Genomic DNA, 22678 nt, shown 5'->3' with positions numbered 1-22678 from the left:
ACTGTGACCCTACGTCATCGCCATGCTCGGGCTGACGGCACGATCACCTCGGCGGCGGCGCGCGTCGAGGAATTCACCTCGCGGTCAACTGCAGGAATTAGACTCAGCGCATGACTTCGACTGACTCCCAGGCAAAGACCCCCAGCGGCAACATCGATACGGCGTTCGTGCTCAAGTTCGAACCTCAGTACATCGTCTCCGAGGCGGAGGCCGAGATCTTCGATGAGATCGGGCCCAAGGTCGTCAAGCGCGAGTCCTACAAGCGGAAGACGTTCCTCAGGGTCGCCGAGTGGAAGGCCGTCGGCGCCCTCCCCACGATCGAGGAGATCGATTCCGATGACATCGAATACGTCACGGCCGTGGCGCTCGATGAGGACACCCCGAACCATCTGCGTCTGCCTTTCCTGCAGATTCTGCCCGGAGTCGGCGGACCGCTCGCAAGCACCCTGCTGACGGTGTTCAACCCGCGCAAGTTCTCCATCCTGGACTACCGGTCCGTCGGCGTGCTCCACGAGTTCGATCTCATCGAATCGGACAATCCCGCACAGGTCGACTACCAGGTCTACCGGAAGCTGATGAAGTCACTGGCCAAGGGCGCGAACTGCGCGCCGATCGACCTCTACCGGGCTCTCATCGCCTACTCCCGCCAGCCGAAGGGCTGAGACGAGAGCGCCGAACCGAGCAACTGTCTCACTGCTCGACGAGCGATCGGCTCACTGCTCGCCGAGGTCGCTGCGGAGTTCGCGCCCACGCTCGATCGAGCTGGCCTCCCGCTCGTGCGCTTTGCGGATCTGTCGGGTGTCGCGTGGGGGCAGCTGGATCGTCTCCTCGGCGGGGATGCCCGCCTGAAGCTGGCGACCGCGCTCGATCTCCGCATCGAGTTCGGCACCGAAGAGCAGCGACACGTTCGCCATCCACAGCCAAGCGAATCCGACGATCACGCCGCCGATCGCACCGTAGGTGGCGTTGTAGCTGCTGAAGTTATTGATGTAGAGGATGAAGCCGAGCGATATGATGACCAGCACGGCGAGTGCGACCATCGCTCCGAGGCTCAGCCATCGGAACTTCGGCCGCCTCACGTTCGGGGTCGCGTAGTAGAGCAGCGCAATGAGCAGCATGACGAAGACGATGATGACCGGCCACTTCGCCGCGTTCCAGATGAGGACGGCCACCTCGCCGAGACCGAAGAAGCGACCGATCGATTCGGCGACGGGTCCGGAGATCACGAGCAGCAGCCCCAGCGCCGCGGTGAGAACGAGGATGGCGGCGGTGATGAGCAGCTCGATCGGCTTGAGCTTCCACAGCGGCCTGCCCTCCTCGACCTCGTAGACCTTGTTCATGGCGCGACCGAAGGCTCCGACGTACTTCGACGCCGACCAGACGGCGACGATCACGCTGATGACGAGGGTGAGTCCGGCGGCGGGAGTCGAGGTCAGTTCCGTGATGATCGGGCGGATCGCCTCGGCGGCCTCGCGCGACATCTCCTGAGTCAGGCCGAGCACGGTCTCCAACGTGGATTCGGCCTCGCCGAGGACACCGAGCAGGGAGACCAGCGCCAGGACCGACGGTGCCGCGGAGAGCAGGGCGTAGAAGGTCAGGCCGGCGGCGAGATCGAGGCACTGATCGGTCACCAGTCGACGCGCGGTGTTGCTGAGGATATGCTTGCGCACCGGCCATGCGATCTTCGTGGGCGTGCTCGGTTTGCGCTGTTCGTCCCCGTGAGCCGCCTGTGCCGGAGCCGTCGAATCCTCAGTCAGCGGGGTCGCCGCGACCCGCGGACGACTGTCGAACTTCTCGCTCATGACGACTCTCCATCGTGCTCGGGGCTCTCGCCTCAGCGTGTACAAGGCACAATCGTAGAGCACACCGAGCCCTCGATGAGGAACGGCTGCTTGATGAGTGTGTCCGGTTCCGCCCAGCCACCGAGGCGAGCCTGGCTCTCAGCGCGGCAGCAGTCCGGTCTCCCTAAGCGCGGGTATCACCTCGTGCCTGGTCAGAGGGGCGAACTGGCGTTCGGCCGTGTCCGACGGAAGCGGATCGAACGGCACCCAGAGCGCCTCGGCGATCTCCGCGAGATGCTCGACCGCCTCGACATTGAGTTCAGGAGGAACGCCATCGTAGCTGAATACGTCGCCGGTGACCGTGTGCTCGGCTTCGTTAGCGGCCGCGGCCGTGAATGTGCCCAGAGGCAAGAGCCGCTCCGGGAACAGCTGCAGCCCCAGTTCCTCGTCAATCTCCCTGATGATCGTCTCCTCGGGGCTCTCCCCGTACTCGGGTTTGCCGCCGGGAAGCATGAAGGAGCTCGTTCCTCTCTTGCGCACCATCAGCAGCTCCGCCCGGTCCGGGTGGAACAGGACCAGCGCGGAGACCCGAATGTCCTTCACTCCGGTCACTTCCTTCCCTTCGCCCGCGTCCTTCACTCCGACCACACTCCCGAGGTGCCACGACGATGGGAGTCGACGAGATGGGTGTCGACCATGCCGATGGCCTCCATCAGCGCATACATCGTCGTCGGTCCGACGAATCGGAAGCCTTTCTTTTTCAGTGCCTTCGACAGCGCCACGGATTCCTCTCCGGTGGTCGGAATCTCATCGACCGTGCGGGGGCGCGGGGTGTCCTCGGGTCGGAAGCCCCAGATGAAATCGGCGACCCCGCCCTCCTCACGCATGGACAGAACTGCCCTGGCATTGCCGATGCAGGCCTCGATCTTCCCGCGATGACGGATGATTCCGGGATCGCTGAGCAGCGTCTCGATCTCGGTATCACCGAAGCCGGCGACCGTCTCGGCGTCGAATTTTGCGAAGACCTCACGGAAGCGTTCGCGCTTCTTCAGGATCGTCAGCCACGACAGTCCCGCCTGGAAGCCTTCGAGGCTCAGCCGTTCGAACAGTCCCGACTCATCGCGGACGGGCAGGCCCCACTCGGTGTCGTAGTAGTCCAGCAGCAGCGGATCGCCGTAGGCCCAGGGGGTGCGGGCGAGGCCGTCTTCGCCGATGACCACGCCTCCGGCTGGCCCGTTCTTGCCTCCGGCCGGGTTGCCCGCGCTCCCGGCTGGCCAGCCAGTGTCGCCGGAACCGGGTGTCTCGCCCGAATCGCCGCTGTCGGTCCGCGCCTGTGTCTCATCCATAGCGCTACCGTATCGCGCCGCACTGACCCGGGCCGAGGCCGCGGTCACGACACCGCGCCCGGAGGCCGATGACAGAGGCTTCGTCATCGCCGCCGGGCGCGGGGTGGGTTCGGTGCGACTCAGTCGTCGCCGTTTGAGATGTTCTCCTGCATCTGGAGGAACTCGACATGCCGTTCGTATTTGTCGAGCACGTCGTCGATGAGCTGACCCTTCGAGTAGCCCATGATGTCGTAGCCCTGACCGGCACCGCCGTCGAGGTAGACCTCCATCCGGTAGTAGTCCTCGGTTCCCCGCGGCACCCGTCCGCCGAACGACGGCACGCTGACCTTGTGCGGCCAGATCTGGTAGCGGAAGGGGAACTGACCTTCGCCGTCGACCTCGAGCTGGATAAGGTCCCAGTCCTCGCCTTCGTCGACGAAATGGCCTTCGACGTTGATCCGCCCGCAACGGGCATCGACACCCCGGCCCTTCATCTCATCGGCGATCTCGGTCAGGGTCGGGATCAGCACGGTCGACTCGAAGTCTCGTGCCCTGTTCCCGCTCGGGAAGGCGAGGACCCGTGCCAGCTGTTGCTGCCACTTCTCGTGGTCGCGTCCAGATCTGCGGGCCAGCGAGGCCGGCAGACTCTGGTCGACACTGTTGGCCCGATGGGCCTCGACCCGCAGGGCCTTGTAGAGCCCGATCATGACGAGGATGACGACGAACGCGAAGGGCAGACCCATGATGACGGTGGCATTCTGCAGCGCTCCGACGCCGCCGACGATGAGCATCGCAATGGTCAGGGCGCCCGTGGCCACGGCCCAGAAGATCCGCAGTCCCGGTCGGCCGTCATCCTGCGGGGTCGGCAGATGGGAGGACAGGTTGGCCATGACGAGGGCCGCGGAGTCCGCGGTCGTGACGTAGAAGAGCAGCGCGGTCACGGTGGCAAGAGCGGCGATGACGATGAAGCCCGGATAGTTCGACAGCAACTCGTAGAAGCCGCCCTCCGGGTTGAGCATGGTGCGTTCGCCGAATTCCTTGTCACCGCTGCGGATGAGGTCGAGCGCCGAATTCCCGTAGATCGAGATCCACATGATGATGTAGATGAACGGGATGGTCAGCGTGCCGAGGACGAACTGGCGGATGGTCCGGCCCCGGGAGATGCGGGCGAGGAACAGCCCGACGAAGGAGGCGAAGGCGATCCACCAGGCCCAGAAGAACAGCGTCCAGTCCGTCATCCATGTGCCGGTGTCCTCGAAGGCGAAGGTCTGTCCGACCATGTCCGGGAACAGGCGGACCACATCGACGATGTTGAGCACGAAGGCGTTGAGGAGGAATTGAGTATTGCCGGCCACGAGCACCCACAGGCTCAGGGCGACGGCGAGGAACACGTTGAGCAGGGACAGGAACTTGATGCCCTTGTCCACGCCCGAGACCGCGGACAGCGTGGCCACGGCCACGCCGACGACGACGATGCCGACCTGTGCACCGGTGGACAGAGGCAGACCGAGGACCGTGTGGAGACCGGTGTTGACCATGACCACACCGATGCCCAGGGAGGTCGCGACGCCGAAGACCGTGCCGAGCAGGGCGGCGAAGTCGACGGTGTCGCCCAAGCCGCCCTTGACCCGCTGGCCGAAGATCGGGGCGAGCGCCGAACGGATCGCCAGCGGCATATTCATCCGGTAGGCGAAGTAGGCCAGTGCCATGCCCATGAGCGCGTAGAGGCCCCAGCCGCTGAGCCCGTAATGGAACAGCGTCCACACGGTGGCCTCGCGAGCGGCATCGACGGTCTCCGGTTCGGTGCTCGGCGGAGCGAGATACTGCGTCACCGGCTCCGAGACGGCGAAGAACATGAGGTCCGTGCTGATGCCCGCGGCGAAGAGCATCGACGCCCAGGCCATCAGTCCGAATTCGGGCTTCGAATGCTCGGGACCGAGCTTGGTCGTCCCGTACTTCGAAGCGGCGAGATAGATGACGAAGACGAGAACGACGGCGACGAGGAGGACGTAGAACCAACCGAACCAATCGGAGGTCCAGCCGACGACGGCACCGAGAGCCGCCTCGGCGTTGGTCGGGGCGATGAGTGCCCAGACGGTGATCGCCAATGTGCCCAGGGCCGCGGCGATGAAGACCGGCTTGTTCACCGGAGGCAGCGCGGACTTGTCCTTCTTCTTCGGTGTCTCTGCGGGTCTGTCCGCTGTGGCTGGCATCTGATCGCTCCTTCGTGGGACGAGGTGGCGTCCTGGCATCTGCGCCCGGTCGTGTGGCTGCACGCGACCGAACTTGGTGAACCGTGCCGCTGCGGCACGTCGACATTCGCATTCCCGCTGTCCCCGCTGGCGGGGATGGGGCCAACCATGGAGGCTACCATACCGTAGTCAGGGGTAACCTCCTAGGGGTCGAATCGTCACCGTGACGGGGCCCGACAGCGAACCCGACAACGAGACCTGACAACAGGACCTGACACCGGGACCTGAGGCTCTACAGGGACACGAAGAACAGGGCGAGCGCCATCACGACACCGGAGCCGAGGAAGGTCACCGAGGTGTAGCCCAGGATATCGCGCATCTTCAGTCCCGCGATCGCGAGCACCGGCAGCGCCCAGAAGGGCTGGAGCATATTCGTCCACTGGTCGCCGTAGGACACGGCCATGATCGCAACGGACGGATCGACACCCAGCTGATTCGCGGCATCGAGCATGATCGGCCCCTGCACCGCGAACTGTCCGCCGCCGGAGGGGACGAAGAAGTTGACGAGACCGGCCGAGATGAGCGCGAGCACCCCGAAGGTGGTCGGATTCGCGATCGACACGAGGGCATCGGAGAAGACCTGGATGAGACCCGTCGCGGACATGATCCCGAGGATCCCGGCGTAGAGCGGGAACTGGAGGAGGATCTCGCCGACGTTCGAGGCGGCCCCCTTCGTCAGGTGAATGAGTTCGAAAGGGTTGCGGACGAGAAGGAAGATCAGGGCGAGGAACGACCAGTTGACGATGTCGAGGGTCAGCCCTCCGCCCTGCGCGAAGTGGATGACGAGGTAGACGACGAGAGCGAGCCCGACGATGAGAGTGAGGATCCGGGAGGCGTCGATGCGGTCGGCAGGGGTGACGACCTCCTCGTCGACGGTGCTCCGGGATTCGGAGTCGACCGATTGGGGCAGCTCGTAGACCGGGGCGTCCTGCTTCGGGGCGATGAGGAAGATGAGCAGTCCGCAGACGATGATGACGCCGAGGACGGCGAGCATGTTCCAGGCGGAGAAGATCGTATCGCTCACGGGCACGACCTGACCGCCGAGGGATTCGGCGAGGAAGGAATCAGGGGTGGCCGCGGTGAGCGGCCCCGATCCCGAATAGCCCATATGCCAGACGACGAAGCCCGAGTAGCCGGAGGCGACGAGCAGCGGGAAATGGACCTTGAGTCCGCGGCTGCGGGCCTGAACGGCGATCTCTCGAGCCAGCAGCGCCCCGACGACCAGACCCAGACCCCAGGTGATGAGGCTGGCGATCGCGGCGACGAGGAAGACGAAGACATAGGCGAAGGCCGGGCTGCCGGGCACCCGAGCCAGTCGGGAGAGCAGCTTCTGCACCGGACCGGTGTTGGCGAGGATGTGGCCGAGGAGGAGGATGAGGCACATCTGCGTCATGAACTCGAGGAGTCCCGCCAGTCCCTCGCCCCAGCCGGTGACCATCTCGGCGGGGCCGGCCCCGGTGAGGATGAAGGCGAGGACGGCGACGATGAGGGTGAGCACGATGGCGAACGTCAGCGCCGACGGTATCCACTGCTCGAGGAAGCGGTTGATGGGACGCATGAACCCCTTCGAGGCTGCAGCGTTGACGTGGGTCGACGGCTTCGGTGCCGACATGAGGACCTCCTGCTGAGAAAAACCTGTGTGTTCCCAGCATACAATCGCCGGCGCCGACCGCATGGTGCGGTCGACGCCGGCGAACTGCCCGGTCAGAGGGCGATGACGATCAGGCTTCTGACCTGTAAACGAGCTGCTTGTTGACGAACTCGTCCATGGCCAGCGGTCCGAGCTCCCGGCCGACGCCGGAGCGCTTGACTCCGCCGAAGGGCAGGAACTCGCGTGAGCCCTCGGGGGAATTGAGGAAGACCATGCCCGAGTCGATCTGGGAGCCCACGCGCTCGGCGCGCTCGATGTCATCGGAGAACACTGCGGCACCGAGACCGAACGGAGTGTCGTTGGCCAGTTCCACGGCCTCCTCCTCGCTGCCGACCCGGTAGACGATGACGGCAGGGCCGAACAGCTCCTCGTAGTAGCCGCGCATGCCCTTCTTCACATCCGTGAGCACCACGGGTTCGACAAAGGCGCCGCCGCCGTCGTACTTCTTACCGCCGGCGAGCAGGGTGGCACCGCCGCTGACGGTGTCCTGGACCTGCTCGACGAACCGGTCGGCCGCCGCCACTGAGGACAGCGGGGACAGGCGGGAGCCCTCCTGACCCGGAGTCTCCGGGGTGATCGTCTTGGCCGCCTCGGTGATGGAGGAGACGAAGTCCTCGTAGAGGTCGTCCATGACGATCATCCGCTTCGGCGAGTTGCAGGCCTGGCCGGTGTTGCCCATGCGGGTATTGAAGAAGGTCTTCGCGGACTCCTTGACGTCCGCCGAGTCCAGCAGGATGTAGGGATCGGATCCGCCGAGCTCGAGGACGACCTTCTTGAGGTTCTTGCCCGCCTCCGCGGCCACGGCCGCACCGGCCCGCTCGGACCCGGTCAGGGACACACCGTGGTTGCGGGGGTCGGGCAGGATGAGGTCGGCGACCTGCTCGTTGCTCGCGTAGATGTTGATGTACGCACCCTCGGGCAGCCCGGCCTCGATGAAGATCTCCTCCATGATCTGGGCCGAGCGCGGGCACTGCGGAGCATGCTTGAGCAGGATCGTGTTGCCGAGTGCGAGGTTGGGCGCGGCGAACCTGGCCACCTGGTAATACGGGAAGTTCCAGGGCATGATGCCCAGCAGCGAACCGACCGGCTTGCGACGGATCATCGCGGTCGCGTTCTCGGGTCCGCGCAGGGGCTCATCGGCCATGAACGCCTCGGCGTTGTCGGCGAAGTACTTGTAGATCGCCGAGCTCAGGCCGACCTCGCCCTTGCCCTCGGGAACGGACTTGCCCATCTCGAGCTGAATCACCGAGGCGAGCTCCTCGGCGCGTTCGGCGTAGATCTCGGAGACCTTCGTGAGGATGGCGGCACGCTCGGCCACCGTCGTCCGACTCCAATCCGTGAAGGTCGTGGCCGAGCGGTCGAGGGCGGCGAGGATCTCCGAATCCGTGGCGGTCGGAAACTCCTCGGCCACCTCTCCGGTCGCCGGGTTGGTCACGCGATACATGGTTGACATGTCGAACCTCTCTGTCGGGGTTGTCGAGCCCGGGCCGAACACCCGGTTCACTCTTACGCTATGACCCATCCACCTCGGCGGCAATCCGTCGACGCCGATATTGAGCACTTCCCCAGGTCGCCGAGGTGGGGCTCAGCCGGTGACGCCGGTGACCTCATCGGTGGGGTGCGGGAGTTCCGCGGTCTTCTCCACCCTCCCGGTGCCGAGATCGACGATGTGGAGCTCGGACTTATCCGGGTCGCTGACGTAGGCCTTCTCACCCTGAACGAACAGGGTCGGGCGGGCCTGCTGCCAATCGACGGGCTCCTCCCATTCGTCAATGACCGGGTACTCCTCGTCGATGTCGCCGGAATCCGGGTCGATGACCTTGAGTGTGCCGTCGGTGCCGAGGACGAGGGCCTCACCATCGGGTCCGCGGCCCAGTGAGCGGAAGCTGTAGGAGGAACCGAGGTCGACGAGCTGCATCGTGCCCGCCGCGGTATCGGTGAGGCTGATGCGGCTCGGTCGTTCGAGTTCGGCGTCCTCGTCGACCTTGTAGTCGCCGAGGACGACCGGGGACTCATCGCTGCCGGCCTGGTTGCCGATGCGACCGTAGTCGTCCTCGGCGTCGACCTTGCTGAACTTCCCGTCTGTGTAGAGGAGGATCCCGTCCTCGCAGCCGAGCGCGATGGCCTCGCCCTCGGCGGCGGCCTCACCGTGGACGCCGGGGCAGTCCTCGCTGCGAGCGATCTCCTTGCCCTCGGCGTCGACGACCTTCGCCCCGGAGCGCTCCTCCTCGGTGCCGATGGTGTGGAGGATCGACCCGTCCTCGAGTTTCACCGCGACTCCGTGGTGCGGTTCCTCGGCCTGGCTGACCTGCGGGTCCGGTGCGCCCCCGGCGAAGGATTCGGTGTCGAAGGTCTGGATCTTCCCGTCGCCGTCGCCGAAGAGCACCGTCGATCCGCCGTGGCGCACGACGTGGCCCGGGGTGTCGGTCTCGAAGACCGTGTCGGTCAGGGCGGGAGCGGAGGCGTAGCTGTGCGCGTGATCGCCGTGCTGCTCGCTCCAGGTCCCGGCATCGAAGAGTCGGAAACCTTCGGCCACGGAGACCATGACATGGCGGGAGTCGCCGACGGGATTGACCCGGTTGAAGCCCTCGAGCTTCGTGTCGTCGATGACCTCGAGGGTCTGCGCATCGAGCGTCATGATCCCTCCGTCATAGGTCGTGACCAGGCGCGGGGCTGGTGCGTCGAGCTCCTCGGCATCCTCGGCCGCAGTCTCCCCGGACTCCCCGTGTCCGGCATTCTCAAGGTCGGCCTCGTCACTGCTCGTCGAGCAGCCGGCCAGCACCAGCGCCGCGGCGAGGGCCGCGGATGCTGAGCCGATGATTGTGCGCTGTGTTCTCATCTCTTCTCTCTTCTTCTCTGTGGTGGTTCTCGTGTGGTGGTTGTCGTGGCGTCAGTTCGCCGGGTTCAGTCCCGCGGCGATGGCCTCGGCGTTGGATCTCTGCATGTCGATGTAGGTGGCGGCATCTCCCTCGGCCTCGGTCAGCGATTCCGAGAACAGGGGCACCACCTCGACCTCGGTGTCGACCTCACCGGAGAGCGCCTCGGCGAGTTTCTGCGGTTGGGAGGAATCGGCGAAGATCGTCGGCACACCGGCCTCCTCGACCGTGCGGGCGAGCTCCTCGAGGTCGGCGGCCGAGGGCGAGGCGAGCGTGGTCCCGCTCGGGAGCACCGCCCCGATGACCTCGAAGTCGAAGCGCTCGGCGAAGTAGCCGAACACGTGATGGTTGGTCACGAGCTTCCGCCTCTCGGCCGGGATCGCCTCCGCGATGTCCGCGATCTCGGAATCGAGGTCCTCGAGCCGGTCACGGTAGGTCTCGGCCGAGCCTGCGACCGCCTCGGCGACCCCGGTCTCGACCTGATCGGCGAGGGTGTCCTCGATGACGTCGACGGCCGCGACCATCCGCGCCGGATCCGTCCAGAAGTGCGGATCGGCCTGACCCGAGCTCTCCCCGCCCGTGTACTCGAGCGGGTCGATGTGCTCACCGACCTCGAGGACGGCGACCCCTTCGCTGCGGGCGTTGTCGAGGTTCGCGCGCAGCCCCTCCTCGAGCCCGAGTCCGTTGGCGACGATGAGATCCGCGGACTCCATCGCCCCAGCTTCCTGCGCGGAGATCCCGAAGGAGTGCGGGTCGGCGTTGGGCTTCATCAGCACCCTCACCTCGGCGGATTCGCCGACGACATTGCGTACCACATCGCCGAGGATGTTGGTCGTCACGACGATGCGCGCAGTCTCCTCCCCCGGGGAGCAGGCGGTGACCGTCGCGGCCGTTCCGAGGGTGAGCACGGCGGCGATGATGGGCGCGGACCGCTTCCGCCGGTGTCGCCCGGTGCCGACGGTCATCGGCCGGTGACCGCGAGCGCGGCCGGGGTTCCGCCGACGTCGAAACTGCGCGCCTGTCGCAGCCCATCGGCCTGATCGAGTTCGAGGACCGTGCCGGTGCTCGGGTCGCTGACGTAGGTGCGCTCCCGGTCGACGACGACGTCGGGACCGGTTCCGTGGCCTTGGTTCTCGGTGTTCGGAACCTCGACGAGGTTGTCCTTCGTCTCGACCTCACCGGTGTCCGGGTCGATCGCATAGGCGGTGCCCTCGGCGTCGAGGGCGACCACTGAGGATTCGTCTCCGGCGACCGCGGCGGCGATCACCTCGGCGTCGGTGTCGATGTGGTCCCACTTTCCGGACTTCGCATCGAAGAGACCGATGCCCTGCTCGTCGAAGGGAGCGGCGAGGAGATCTCGGCCGACCTCGAGGGACCAGGCACGGGAGTCCGCGGCCTCTTTCGGGTAGTCCACGAGTTCGGCGTCGAAGTCCTCATCGACCGTGATCAGTCCCTCGGCGCAGGCGAAGGCCGGGCCTTCGCGGGTCACCCCGGTGCCGTGGATCTCCTCGCAGGTCTCGTCGATGGGGGCGGACGTGCCGTGCTCGTCAAAGGCGGCGAGGGTCGAGGGCAGGTCCTCGGCCGATTCGCCGGGCAGCGTCGAGATCAGGTGGTCCTCGAACGGCACGGCCACACCATGGTGGGCCCCGGGCCGGATGGTGCCGAGCTGATTGACCGTGCCATCGCCGAGTCCGCTGCGGTCGATGAGCTTCGCCCGGCCGTCCCCGTCGAAGAAGACGGCGAGCTCGGTGCCTGCGGAGACGATGTGGCCAGGGTCGGTGCCGCTGATGGTCTCGAGTGTCGTGGGTTCTGCCCGATAGAAGTGCTTGTGGTCGCCGTGGTCGACGGTCCAGACTCCCGTGTCCACGGGGGTCACGGTGCCGGCTTCGGCGTCGCCGAGGTAGAGGTAGCGGGCATCGGCTCCGGCCAGAGTGGTCTCAGCGGAGGCCGGGACTTCGAGCACGGTCTCCTCGCTGAGCAGGTCGAGGATCGTCACCGCGCCGGTCTCCGAGTCGGAGACGGACAGGCGCAGCTGCGGTTCGCTGGCCTCCTCGGCTCCTTCGACATAGCCGTGCGGGGCCGAGGACGTGGCCTCTGCGGCCTCTGGGCTTGCAGACTCTGAGCTCGCGGACTGGCAGCCGGCAAGCAGGGCGGCGGCACCGAGCGCTGCGACGGCGGCGACAGCTCTGGTTCTCACGGCGTTGTGGTTTGTGGAGTTCTTCATGAAGACTTTCTAGTGATATTCATTCTCATTACCGTGACGATACTAGCGCATTGCCGAGTCGCTTGGCGACCAGGGCGAGAAAGAAGACGGCGACCGCAATGAGCGCGATCGTCGCCCCGGCCGAAGTCTCCGCATACCAGCTGACCAGCAGGCCCGCATAAGTCGCGAACCCGCCGAGGACGGCGGCGGCGATCATCATCGTCCCGACGCGGGCGAACAGCAGGAAGGCCGTGGCAGGCGGGCCGATGAGCAACCCGAACACGAGCAGGGTGCCGACGACCTGGAACGAGGCGACCACAGCCAGCGCCGTGAGGACGAGCATCGCGATATGCGCCCAGCCGGGCCGCATCCCCAGAGTGGCGGCCTTGCGCTCATCGAAGGCGAGCGCCAGGAAGGGCCGACGCAGCAGGACGCAGGCGAGCACGCCGAGGCCGGTCGCCGCCGCGAGGATCACCAGGTCGACCCAGCGGACGCCGAGGATATCCCCGAACAGGAAGCCGGTGAGGTCGACGGCGAAGGACTGCGAGTGAGAGACGATGACGACGCCCGAGGCGAGCATGCCGACGAAGAGCAGACCAATGCTCACGTCCTGGGACAGCTTCGACTCGCGGGCGACCCAGGTGATCCCGGCAGCCATGAGCAGGGCGCTGAGTGCGGCGCCGACCATCAGATGACCGCCGAGCAGGGCGGCGACCGCAACCCCGGGCAGCATGCCATGGGACATCGCATCCCCGAAGAAGGCGAGACCGCGCAGCACCACCCAGGTGCCGATGCAGCCGCAGAGGACGGCCGCGAGCATTCCGGCAATGAGAGCACGGAGGACGAATGAGACCTCGAAAGGGGCGATGAGGAATTCCATTTAGTTGATGATAGTCATTATCATTACTTTATGGACAATCGACACTCACCCCCACCTTCGCCCAGCCCGCCGGAATCGATCACGGTCACCGGCCTCGACTGCCATTACGGCAGACACCTCGCCGTCAAGGGCATCGACCTGATCATCCCGGCAGGAGAAGTCACCGCGCTCGTCGGTCACAACGGATCCGGCAAGTCCACGGTGCTCATGGCCCTGGCCGGCCTGCACACCCTCAGCGCAGGCACGATCACCGGGGCGCCAGAGGACGTCGCGTTCGTCCCGCAGCACAGCAGCGCTCCCGATCAGCTGCCGATCACCGTCGGAGAGACCGTCACCATGGGGCGCTGGGCGAAGACGGGCCTCTTCGGCCGACTCGATGCTGCGGATCGACAGATCGTTGATGGCTGCCTCACCCAGCTGCACATCGCCGATCTCACCGAGCGCCGCCTCGGCGACCTCTCGGGCGGACAGCGCCAGCGCACCCTGGTCGCCCAGGGTCTGGCGCAGCGGGCACCGCTGCTTCTCCTCGACGAACCCCTGGCCGGGGTCGATGCCGAGGCCGTGCGCCTCATCGGCCGGGCGATCGACGGTGCGCGTTCGGCGGGGACGACGATCGTGCTGGCCACCCATGACGAAGCCCAGGCCGCGGTTGCGGATCAGGTGATCCGCCTGCACCAGGGCACCATCACCGAGGTGCTCGCGCGATGACGAGGGCAGGAACCACTGCTACCGTGTGACCATGGCCACAGTGACTGAACTCGTGAAGCGCTACTACACCACCGTCGATGCCGGGGATGCGGATGCCACCTCGGCGCTGTTCGCCGCCGACGCCAGCTACGACCGTCCGGGATACCCGACGATGGTCGGCCTCCAGATCACCGACTTCTACCACGGCGAGCGCGTCATCGAGACCGGTGCGCATGCGCTGAACGAAGTCCTCGTCGAGGGCGACCGAGCATCGAGCCGCGGCGTGTTCACCGGTCGACTCAAGGACGGAACGGAGACCTCGGTGGGCTTCGCGGACTTCTTCCTCTTCGACACCGAGGGGCTCATCGCCGAGCGCACCACGTACTTCTACCAGGCGGCCGTGTAGGCGCACGGCCTCCTTAGCCGGTGGCCCCCGGCCTCCCTAACCGGTGGTTCCTGGCCTCCCTAGCCGGCGCGCGCCTGACTAGCCGGCACTTCCCTGACTGCGTGCGTCGGACTGTCTGCGCGCCTCGAGCACGGCACGCTGGACCCGGTCGCGCTCCGCGGCCGCCGCGGGGGTCGGATGCGGACCGTAGGCCTGCTCAACCTGGGCGAAGACCTCGCCCATGGCTGATGGGTCGACGTCGACCGGCAGATCCTCGATCGCCGCGAACGAGGGGCCGATATGGTCCATGAATCCGCGGATCCCCGCCTCTCCCCCGCCGAGGTGCATCCCTTCGAACTGGCCGATGGCTGACCACCGCAGGCCCAGCGAATTCTTCATCACCGCATCGAGATCCGCGGCGGTGACGACTCCGTTCTGGACCAAGGAGATCGCTTCCTTCATCAGTGCGTTCTGCAGCCGATTGCCGACGAAGCCGCGCACCTCCCGGCGCAGCACCACGGGTTCACGGCCGCAGGAGCGGTAGAACTCGAGCGCCCTATCCACGGCCTCGCTGCTCGTCGTCGGTGAAGGGACGACCTCGACGAGCGGCATGAGGTGCGGCGGGTTGAAGGGATGACCGACGAGGACCCGGGCGGCCGCCGCGGCGGGCAGCCGTTCTGCGATGAGGGAGGCGGGAATCGTCGACGAGGAGGTGGCGAGCACCGCTTCGGCGGGTGCGGCCGCGGCGATCCGGGCGAACAGCGCGGGTTTGGATTCGGGATCCTCGGGACCGGATTCCTGCACAAAGACTGCCTCGGCGACGGCCGCTTCAACGGTCTCGGCGATCTCGATCGATCCGATCTCCGCGGCGACCATGTCCTGGGCGGCGGCATCGGCGCTGACCTCGGCTTGGAGGGCGGTGACCACCTCGGCGAGGTCATCCCGGGGATCGAAGACGCGCACCGAATGCCCGGAGCGGGCGAAGAGGAAGGCGAAGGAGCGGCCGATGGTCCCGGCGCCGATGACTGCGACTGATGAGCTCATGCGTCCAGGTTAGTCCTGTCGCGGCCTCCCCGTGCAGGTCAGCTCGGTCAGGCACAGCGGAAAATGATGCCGGGTCTCAACCATCGGTTCCGCGCTTCGGTGGCACAATGTCCTACATGAGCGCGCGAGAAGGTTTGAGAACAGTCGACTCGGAGATCATCGCCCTGGCCGAGGACGAGTACGCGGCCGCGGCCGAGACCGCAGGGATCGAGGTCCGGGAGATCCGCACCGCCGCCGAGGCTGCCGAGGCCTCGCTGCTCCTCGATGAGGTGTGGAGTGTGGATGAGACCGGCTCGACCGTGTTCGAACCCGGGCTGATCGTGGCCTTCACCCATGCGGGCAACTATGTCTCGGCGGCCTACCGGGTCGGCGAACCCGATGAGATGATCGGCGTGACGATCGGCTTCTTCGGTCAGCCTCTGGGCACGGTCATGCATTCGCACATCGCCGGGGTCAGGCACGAGGCCATCGGGCGCGGAGCCGGGTCGGCGATGAAGCTGCATCAGAGGCTGTGGTGCCTCAACCTCGGGATCACGGAGATGACCTGGACTTTCGATCCGCTGGTCGCGCGCAATGCCTATTTCAACTTCCAGCGCCTCGGTGTCGGGATGGTCGAATACCTCGAGGACTTCTACGGACAGATGCGCGACGGCGTCAACTCCGGTCAGGCCAGCGATCGGATGATGGTGTCCTGGCCGCTCGACCGCCCGGCCCGGGTGCCCAGCGTCGACCCGGGTGCGGCCTTCGCCTGCCTGCGCGCCGATGAGGATGGGGAGCCCCTGGTCAGCGAGGTGCCGAAGGAAGCCACGCTCGTCTCCCTCGACTTCCCCTCCGACATTGAGACGCTGCGCGGCCATGATGCCGGTCTGGCCACCCGGTGGCGTCTGGCCCTGCGCGCGGCATTGGGCGGGCTGGTTGCCGACGGCTGGGTCGTCGACACCTGCCTCAAGGGCGGGACCTACCTGCTCCACCATCCCTGAGGCGGCGAAGGGAGCCGGCCTGCGGGGCCCGTCAGGCGGCGGTCGGCGTCGGTCGGCGTCAGCTGGCGGTCAGTGCCATATTTCAGCGCTCAGTCGGCGGTGAGTACCAGTGAGAATTCGACCTGCCCGGCGTCCTCGACCGAGACGAAACCGAGGTCGGGCGCCTCGACGCCGTAGTCGGACCAGGTGACATCGATCGATCCGGTGACTCCCAGCCGGTCGTCCGTCCGCGTCGCTTTCACATTCGCGGTGACATCGTTGCTGCTTCCGTTGATCTCGAGGGTTCCTGGCAGCTGCACCTCGGCGGTACCGGAGTCGGCGAGCGCGGAGAGATCGACCGGCTCCTTGAGCGTGAAGGTCGCGTCGGGGTGTTCACTCGTGTCGATGGCCTGCGACGAGAAGTAGCCGTCCCTCCGATCGTTGTCGGTGGCCACGGTGCTCAGATCGACCGTGACGGCACCGGCGCTCAGCTCCGTGCCGTCGATGGTCACCGATCCCGTGACGCCCTCGGTCCGCCCGACGACGGTGACGTCGTCACCGTTGAGGACCTCGTCGACGCGGTAGCCGGCTTCCGAACCCTCGCCGATCGTCCATTCGCCGGCGACCGCTCCCCCGGCACCGTCAGATCCGTCGGCACCAGCGCTGTCGATCTGATCGGAGAACGCTTCGGGGGCAGCAGAGTTCTCCGAGGCGGCGTACATCCTCGTGCCCACGAGAACGCCGACCACCAGCACGACGACGATGACGACGGCGAGTATCCAGGTCAGAGGGCGGGCGAGGAATGGGCGGCGAGCTTTCGGCGAGTTCGTCATCTCACCATCGTAGAAGTTTCAATTACCAAAGAGAATGGTTCGGTACTGCGGATTCCCCGGCAAACCGCTGAAAGACGGGGACCGACCGCTGAGCGGCCCGGTCCGTGGAATCACTGACCGCGGTCCGGGGAGCCGCTGAACGGCACGGTCCGACCGCCGAGAGGAGATCAGACCGCGCTCAGCTCACTTCGCTTCCCACTCCTTGCGCAGCAGCTTCTTGTCGAGCTTGCCCACCGAGGTGCGCGGCAGCTCGGCGACGACATTGACCTCGTCGGGCATCTGCCACTTGGCGAAACGCTCACCGAGCGTGTCGATGATCGTCTGCCGGGTCACCTCGGCGCCGTCGTTGGCCACGACATAGGCGACGGGACGCTCATCCCACTTCTCGTCGGGGACGCCGATGACCGCGGCCTCCTTGACGTCGGGATTGTCGAGCATCGCGTTCTCCATGTCGATCGACGAGATCCACTCACCGCCGGACTTGATGACGTCCTTGAGTCGGTCGGTGATCTTGAGGTAGCCGTGCTTGTCGATGACACCGACGTCGCCCGAGCGCCACCAGCCGTCGAGGAAACGGTCGGCATTGTCGGGCTGTTGGTAGTAGGACTCGGTGATCCAGGGACCGCGCATGACGATCTCACCCACGGACTTCCCGTCGCGCGGCATCTCCTCGCCCGTAGGGTCGACGACCTTGACCTCGACGCCGATGATCGGCAGCCCCTGATAGCGCTTGAGGTCCCACCTCTCGTCCTCGGACAGGTCCATTCCGGGCTTGAGCGCCCAATTGGTCGTGGCCAGCGGGGTGGTCTCGGTGGCACCGTAGCCGTGGATCACCTCGGCGCCGGTGATCTCCTTGAACCCGCGCATCATCGACAGCGGCGGCTCGGAGGATCCGGAGACCAGCCGCACACCGCTGAGGTCGGGCGGGGTCGGCATGTTCTTCATCATCTGCAGCATCGGAGTGAAGATCGCCGGCGCACCGTTGGCCAGGGTGACTCCCTCCTCGATGAAGGCCTGACCGATGGCGCCGAACTCCTCGGCGGCGAACTTGCCGGGCAGCACGAGCTTCGCACCGGCGGCCACAGCGTTCTGCGGGAAGCCCCAGGACAGGACGTGGAACATCGGGGTGATCGGCATGACGCAGTCGTCGAAGGTGGCATTGAGCGCGGCCAGTCCGCCCATCGTGTGCAGATAGATCGACCGGTGCGAGTAGTAGACGCCCTTGGGACGGCCGGTGGTGCCTGTGGTGTAACCGGCGTAGGCCGCGGTCTTCTCATCGACGACCGGCCAGTCGTAGGTCTCGGGCTTGTCGGCGATGAGGTCCTCGTAGAAGACCACGTTCACCAGCGAGGTCTCGATCTCTGCCGGGCGCTTGTCGGTCATGACGACCCAGCCCTTGACGTCGAGCTTCGGGGCGAGCGCCTCGGCGACGTGGAGCAGCGATTCGTCGACGAAGATCCAGTCCGACTTCGAGTGGCTGACCACGTAGGCGAGGTCTTCGGGTGCCAGACGGAGGTTGAGCTGGAGCATCGTCGCGGCCACGCCGGGGACGGAGAAGTAGAGCTCGAGATGGCGGCGGGAGTTCCAGTCGATGACTCCGACCATGGAGCCGGCGCCGACTCCGAGCTCGTCGAGGCCGTGGGCGAGCTGAGCCATGCGCTTGAACTCATCCGCGTAGTTCGATCGACCCCACGATCCGTCGGAGCGACGGTAGACGACCTCCGATTCGCCGAAGACCGTGGCCGCGTGACGGATCATCGATGTGGTGTTGAGCTGGTAGCTGTCACCGAGGGTGGACGGGATGCCTGTGAGCATGAGACTCCTTTGGGTCATGGTGCCGGTGTTCGCCGGCGGTTCGTGGGGGCAGTTGTCCGTGGGGTCGAATTGCTGTGGGGCTGAATTGCTGGTGGTGCCAGACTATCGGCATCGGTGACGACGATCACATTCCGTGCGGCACCGTTACCAATTAGAAACTTCGCGGCTCAGCGACCGGTGAATTTCGGGCCGCGCTTCTCGATGAAGGCGGCGACCCCTTCGGCGAAGTCCGCCGAGGCGCGCAGGCGGGTCTGTCCGTCGAGCTCCCGGTCGAAGGCTCCGTCGAGTTCGGTCAGGGTGGCCTGGTTGATGGCCTCCTTCGAGGCGGCGAACGCAAGGGTCGCACCCTGCGCCCACGCTCCGGCGAGTTCCCGGGCTCGGGTCAGCTGCGTGCCGACCGGGGCGACCTCGCTGGCCAGCCCCCAGTCGAGGGCTTCCCGCGCCCACACCTTCTGCGCGGTCAGCGCCATCTTCAGCGCCCGGTGACGACCCGCCGAGGCGGCAACGAGAGCCGTGGCTCCGCCGTCGGGCATGAGTCCGATCTTGGTGAATGCGAGCATGAGGTAGGACTCCTCGCTCATCACGGTGTAGTCGCAAGCCAGAGCCAGGGAGCAGCCGATGCCGGCCGCGGGACCGGAGACGGCGGCGATGGTCGGAATCGGCAGATCGATGAGAGAGCGGATGACCCGGTTGGCTTCGTCGAGGCCGAGGCCTCCGTCCTGCACGCTTCCCTGCAGATCGGCACCCGAGCTGAATGACCGGTCATTGCCGGTGAGGATCAGCGCCCTGGCCGATCCGGCCGCCGCGAGGGCATCGCCGAGCCCGGTGATCGATTCGGCGGTCAGCGCATTGAGGCTCTCGGGGCGGTTGATCGTGACGGTGATGATCCCGTCGTGTGACTCGGTGAGGATGCTTGAGGTCACTGAGACTCCTCTGCTTGACGCGGGTGAGCGGAACTTTCCTCCCCACCTTAACGCACGATAAGTTGATCTGCGTCACACGCGGCAGCGCCCGACCCGGAGCATTCCCCGCCCGACTCAGCGCATCACCCGGTGACTCAGCGCAACGTGGCATCGAGCTGCCGCGCGTCGTCGAGCTCGCGGTCGGCATAGACCAGGCGGATGGCCTGCGGGTCGGGATTGCCGGCGTCGGGGGCACGGTGCTGCAGCACCAGTCCGATCTTCTCTGCCACCGCCTTCGACGCGATATTGTGCTCGAGCAGATAGGCGACAACCGGCAGTTCGGGCTTGCGTGCCTGCGCCTCGGCAATGGCGAGCGAAGCGACCCGGCTCGCATAGCCGCGACCCTGCACCTCGGGACGGAAGCGGTAGCCGAGGTTCCAGAAGGCTTCGACGAGCACGGGCCCATCAGCGGCAGTCTGCACGGAGTCATCGGCCCCAACCTGTCGCCGCACCGAGCAGCCGCAGCTGCCGAGCATCGGCCCGCCTTTCTCCTCGCGCACGATCCAGGTGCCGAGTCCGTCGACCTCCCAGTCGGCGATGCGCTGGAGCAGGAAAGACTCGGCTTCCTCCCGAGAGGTCATCCGACCGCTCGGGAAATGCGTCCAGACCCGCGGATCGCTGAAGATCTCGAACACATCGTCGAGGTCGCCGATCCGCGGCTGGTCGAGCACAAGACCGGGCACGCGGTTTCCCGCCCGCGACCCGTCACCCAAGCTCGTCGGACGTTCCTGACTCACCGGCAGGCGGTGCTGATCGCCGCGTCGAGGTCGGCCCACAGATCCTCGATGTGTTCGATGCCGACACTCAGCCGCAGCAGGCCTTCCGGCACCGTTTCCGGTTCCGAGGCGTGCCGACGGCGACGTTCGATGAGCGACTCCACCCCTCCCAGGGAGGTGGCGGGAGTCCACAGACGGACCGCCTCGGCGACGGCCGTGGCCTTTGCCGCCGAATCGAGGGTGAACACGACGATCGCGCCGAAGCCATTCATCTGCGCCCCCGCCCGGGCATGTCCAGGATCGCTCGGCAACCCCGGGTAGCGGGTCTCGACGACTTCCGCATGCGCGTTGAGGCGCTCGGCGATCTGGGCGGCATTGGCCTGGGCCCTCTCGAGCCGGACCGAAAGCGTCCGCAGTCCGCGCAGGGCAAGCCAAACTTCGAAGGGTCCGGCGATGGCCCCGCGCAGGGAACGGTCGTGGTGCAGCTTCCCTCGCAGATCACCGTCGCTGGTGAGGACCGCACCGAGGACCACATCGGAGTGCCCGGCGAGATACTTCGTGACCGAGTGGACGACGACGTCGGCGCCGAGATCGAGCGGGGTCTGCAGCAGCGGAGTGGCGAAGGTGTTGTCCACGGCGACGAGAATGCCGCGCTCCCGGGCCGCGGAGATGAGGGCCGGCATGTCCGCGACCTCGAGCATCGGGTTCGTCGGCGATTCGATCCACAGCATCGCCGAGGCGGCTGCGGGCGAGGTTGCGGCTGCGGGCGAGGACCCGACACCCGAGTCACGGACGGCATCGAGGGCGGTGATGACCGCCTCGGTGTCGGCGATATCGACGGTGACGAGCTCGAAGCCGGCCCGCTCGGCGATCTCGGCGGCGGACTCCATCGAGCCCTGGTAGCTGTGGCGGGGCATGATCAGGGTGCCGCCGCGCGGGATCAGGCTGAGCGTCGAAGCGATCGCGGCCAGACCCGAACCGTAGACCAGACCGGGCAGCCGCGCGTGCTCGAGCTCGGCCAGAGCCTCCTCGAAGGGCGACCAGGCGGGAGTGTCGAAGCGCCCGTAAGCGAAGGAGGCGGCCCCGACGTCACCGGTGCCGACGAAGGTCGAGGACAGCTCGATGGGCGGATTCACCGAGGCACCCTCGGTCCGTTCCGGGCGGGCCGCATCGACGAGCACCGTCTCGGGGGCATAGGTTCGATCGGCCGAGGAGGAGGTTTCGCGCGAAGTCATGGCCTCAATATATGACGCGGGCCCGCACCTCGCACCCCGGTCTCAGGATCGAACGCCGGCCCGGGCCAGGCTTCGTCACCGGGCCCGGTCGCTACGTCCAGGCTCCGACGAGGTGGTCGAGCAGGGACCTCGCACCCGGTGAGAGCCTGCGCCCCGGCGACCACACCGCGTGCAGCTCCCGCTCGAGGTCGACCTCGGGCGCCACCGGCAGGGGAATCAGCCGTCTGGCACGGAACTCGTCGCGCAGAGCCAGTTCCGAGAGCACGATCGGGGCCACCTCGGCGGCGGCCGCGATCTTCAGCGCCGAATTCGAACCGTACTCCCCTTCCACACGGGCACCGCCGAATTCTCCCAGCGCCACATCGATGACCTCCCGGGTCCCCGAACCCACCTCTCTGACCAGCAGAGGAACCTGCGCCAGCGCCTCGGCGGTGATCGGCGAGGTCCAGGCTCCGGAGAAGCTCGGGGCTGCGGCGATCGTCAGACGGTCCCGCCCGACCACCTCGGCGGGCATCTGCTCCGGCAGGGAGATCGACTCGATGAGACCGAGCTCGCAGCGCTGCTCACGCACGGCCGCGATGACGGCCGCCGAGTTCTCCACCGCGAGGCCGACGTCGATGTCAGGGTGGGTGGACCGGAAGGACGTCAGGGCCCGCGGCAGCAGGTACTCGGCGACGGTCAGGGAGGCGCTCACGCGCACGGTTCCGGCCCGCGCCTCCTGGATCGCCCGCGTACCGGCGTTGAGGTCGGCATAGGCGTCGATGACGTTCGCGGCCCATTCAGCGACGGCCCGGCCTTCGACGGTCAGTTCCGTTCCCCGCGGCGAGCGACGCAGCAGCGGCACCTTGAGATCGCGCTCGAGACCGCGCAGGCTGCGGGAGGCGTTCGGCTGAGCGAGCCCGAGCTGGGCGGCGGCCTGCCCGATCGAGCGGGCACCCGCATTGAGCGAGACGAGGAGCGCCAGCGCCGAAAGCTCCGGCCAGCTCTGCATATTCCTGAGATCCTGCATCACCCCATCCTGCCATATCAGATCCATATGGATCGCCCGAAAATTGCCGTCTACCGGGCCGCCTC

21 protein-coding genes are annotated in these 22678 nt (G+C 66.6%); 4 read left to right on the top strand and 17 right to left on the bottom strand.

The genetic code is table 11. The annotated features are described in order from the left end of the window. The first annotated feature begins 110 nt into the window (after positions 1-110). Positions 111-662: a hypothetical protein gene (locus ACH82I_RS14915; RefSeq protein ID WP_413333705.1), complete on the top strand. Its 552-nt coding sequence runs from the start codon at positions 111-113 to the stop codon at positions 660-662. A gap of 51 nt (positions 663-713) precedes the next feature. Here ACH82I_RS14915 and ACH82I_RS14910 read toward each other — a convergent pair whose 3' ends face one another. From ACH82I_RS14910 to aztB, 10 genes are all read right to left on the bottom strand, one after another. Further along, complete coding sequence (locus ACH82I_RS14910; RefSeq protein WP_413333703.1) at positions 714-1802, bottom strand: YihY/virulence factor BrkB family protein; 1089 nt, start codon at positions 1800-1802, stop codon at positions 714-716. Positions 1803-1940: 138 nt separating this feature from the next. Continuing rightward, entirely contained in the window at positions 1941-2384 is a 444-nt protein-coding gene (locus ACH82I_RS14905; RefSeq protein ID WP_413333701.1) for an NUDIX hydrolase, read from the bottom strand. 32 nt (positions 2385-2416) lie between these two features. After that, on the bottom strand, positions 2417-3127 hold the full coding sequence (locus ACH82I_RS14900) for a DNA-3-methyladenine glycosylase I (RefSeq protein ID WP_413333699.1): 711 nt from the start codon (positions 3125-3127) through the stop codon (positions 2417-2419). A 119-nt stretch (positions 3128-3246) separates the two neighbouring features. Next, on the bottom strand, positions 3247-5319 hold the full coding sequence (gene betT, locus ACH82I_RS14895; RefSeq protein ID WP_413333697.1) for a choline BCCT transporter BetT: 2073 nt from the start codon (positions 5317-5319) through the stop codon (positions 3247-3249). 271 nt (positions 5320-5590) lie between these two features. After that, entirely contained in the window at positions 5591-6970 is a 1380-nt protein-coding gene (locus tag ACH82I_RS14890) for a short-chain fatty acid transporter (RefSeq protein ID WP_413333695.1), read from the bottom strand. A 109-nt stretch (positions 6971-7079) separates the two neighbouring features. After that, positions 7080-8462, bottom strand: a complete 1383-nt coding sequence (locus ACH82I_RS14885; protein WP_230744639.1) for an NAD-dependent succinate-semialdehyde dehydrogenase — start codon at positions 8460-8462, stop codon at positions 7080-7082. A gap of 132 nt (positions 8463-8594) precedes the next feature. Next, positions 8595-9848, bottom strand: a complete 1254-nt coding sequence (gene aztD, locus ACH82I_RS14880; RefSeq protein ID WP_413333693.1) for a zinc metallochaperone AztD — start codon at positions 9846-9848, stop codon at positions 8595-8597. Between the two features lie 51 nt (positions 9849-9899). Then, a complete protein-coding gene (gene aztC, locus ACH82I_RS14875; RefSeq protein WP_413333691.1) occupies positions 9900-10850 on the bottom strand; it encodes a zinc ABC transporter substrate-binding protein AztC in 951 nt (316 codons plus the stop codon). Then, a complete protein-coding gene (locus tag ACH82I_RS14870; protein ID WP_413333689.1) occupies positions 10847-12109 on the bottom strand; it encodes a hypothetical protein in 1263 nt (420 codons plus the stop codon). The genes aztC and ACH82I_RS14870 overlap by 4 nt, the downstream gene beginning before the upstream one ends. Positions 12110-12137: 28 nt before the next feature. Then, the gene (aztB, locus tag ACH82I_RS14865) at positions 12138-12968 is read right to left on the bottom strand and encodes a zinc ABC transporter permease AztB (protein WP_230744635.1); all 831 of its coding nucleotides are present in this window, start codon (positions 12966-12968) and stop codon (positions 12138-12140) included. Positions 12969-12998: 30 nt separating this feature from the next. On the opposite strand from aztB, the gene aztA reads away from it, so the two are divergent. Both aztA and ACH82I_RS14855 read left to right on the top strand, forming a co-directional pair. Next, positions 12999-13676 carry a zinc ABC transporter ATP-binding protein AztA gene (aztA, locus tag ACH82I_RS14860; RefSeq protein WP_413333687.1) on the top strand — a complete coding sequence of 226 codons (678 nt, stop codon included), beginning with the start codon at positions 12999-13001 and terminating at the stop codon, positions 13674-13676. 31 nt (positions 13677-13707) lie between these two features. Next, on the top strand, positions 13708-14061 hold the full coding sequence (locus tag ACH82I_RS14855) for a nuclear transport factor 2 family protein (RefSeq protein ID WP_230744633.1): 354 nt from the start codon (positions 13708-13710) through the stop codon (positions 14059-14061). Between the two features lie 78 nt (positions 14062-14139). On the opposite strand, the gene ACH82I_RS14850 is transcribed toward ACH82I_RS14855, so the two are convergent. Continuing rightward, complete coding sequence (locus ACH82I_RS14850) at positions 14140-15084, bottom strand: 3-hydroxyacyl-CoA dehydrogenase NAD-binding domain-containing protein (protein WP_413333684.1); 945 nt, start codon at positions 15082-15084, stop codon at positions 14140-14142. Between the two features lie 116 nt (positions 15085-15200). Here ACH82I_RS14850 and ACH82I_RS14845 point away from each other — a divergent pair, with 116 nt between their 5' ends. Next, entirely contained in the window at positions 15201-16064 is an 864-nt protein-coding gene (locus ACH82I_RS14845) for a hypothetical protein (protein WP_413333682.1), read from the top strand. Positions 16065-16153: 89 nt separating this feature from the next. Here ACH82I_RS14845 and ACH82I_RS14840 read toward each other — a convergent pair whose 3' ends face one another. The 6 genes from ACH82I_RS14840 to ACH82I_RS14815 form a co-directional block, all read right to left on the bottom strand. Then, entirely contained in the window at positions 16154-16876 is a 723-nt protein-coding gene (locus ACH82I_RS14840; protein ID WP_413333680.1) for a YceI family protein, read from the bottom strand. A 183-nt stretch (positions 16877-17059) separates the two neighbouring features. After that, positions 17060-18691, bottom strand: a complete 1632-nt coding sequence (locus tag ACH82I_RS14835) for a long-chain-fatty-acid--CoA ligase (RefSeq protein ID WP_413333678.1) — start codon at positions 18689-18691, stop codon at positions 17060-17062. A gap of 167 nt (positions 18692-18858) precedes the next feature. Further along, the gene (locus ACH82I_RS14830) at positions 18859-19614 is read right to left on the bottom strand and encodes an enoyl-CoA hydratase-related protein (protein ID WP_413333676.1); all 756 of its coding nucleotides are present in this window, start codon (positions 19612-19614) and stop codon (positions 18859-18861) included. Between the two features lie 134 nt (positions 19615-19748). Next, complete coding sequence (locus ACH82I_RS14825) at positions 19749-20390, bottom strand: GNAT family N-acetyltransferase (protein WP_413333674.1); 642 nt, start codon at positions 20388-20390, stop codon at positions 19749-19751. Next, complete coding sequence (locus ACH82I_RS14820; protein ID WP_413333672.1) at positions 20387-21604, bottom strand: trans-sulfuration enzyme family protein; 1218 nt, start codon at positions 21602-21604, stop codon at positions 20387-20389. Before ACH82I_RS14820 ends, ACH82I_RS14825 begins: the two co-directional genes overlap by 4 nt. Positions 21605-21695: 91 nt before the next feature. Further along, positions 21696-22613 carry a LysR substrate-binding domain-containing protein gene (locus tag ACH82I_RS14815; protein ID WP_413333670.1) on the bottom strand — a complete coding sequence of 306 codons (918 nt, stop codon included), beginning with the start codon at positions 22611-22613 and terminating at the stop codon, positions 21696-21698. Between the last annotated feature and the right edge of the window lie 65 nt (positions 22614-22678).

This window comes from Brevibacterium sp. GP-SGM9 (genome assembly GCF_047300845.1).
Lineage (GTDB): Bacteria > Actinomycetota > Actinomycetes > Actinomycetales > Brevibacteriaceae > Brevibacterium.
Note: the sequence above shows the minus strand (reverse complement) of the source record. Positions and strands in the feature narration are given on the sequence as shown.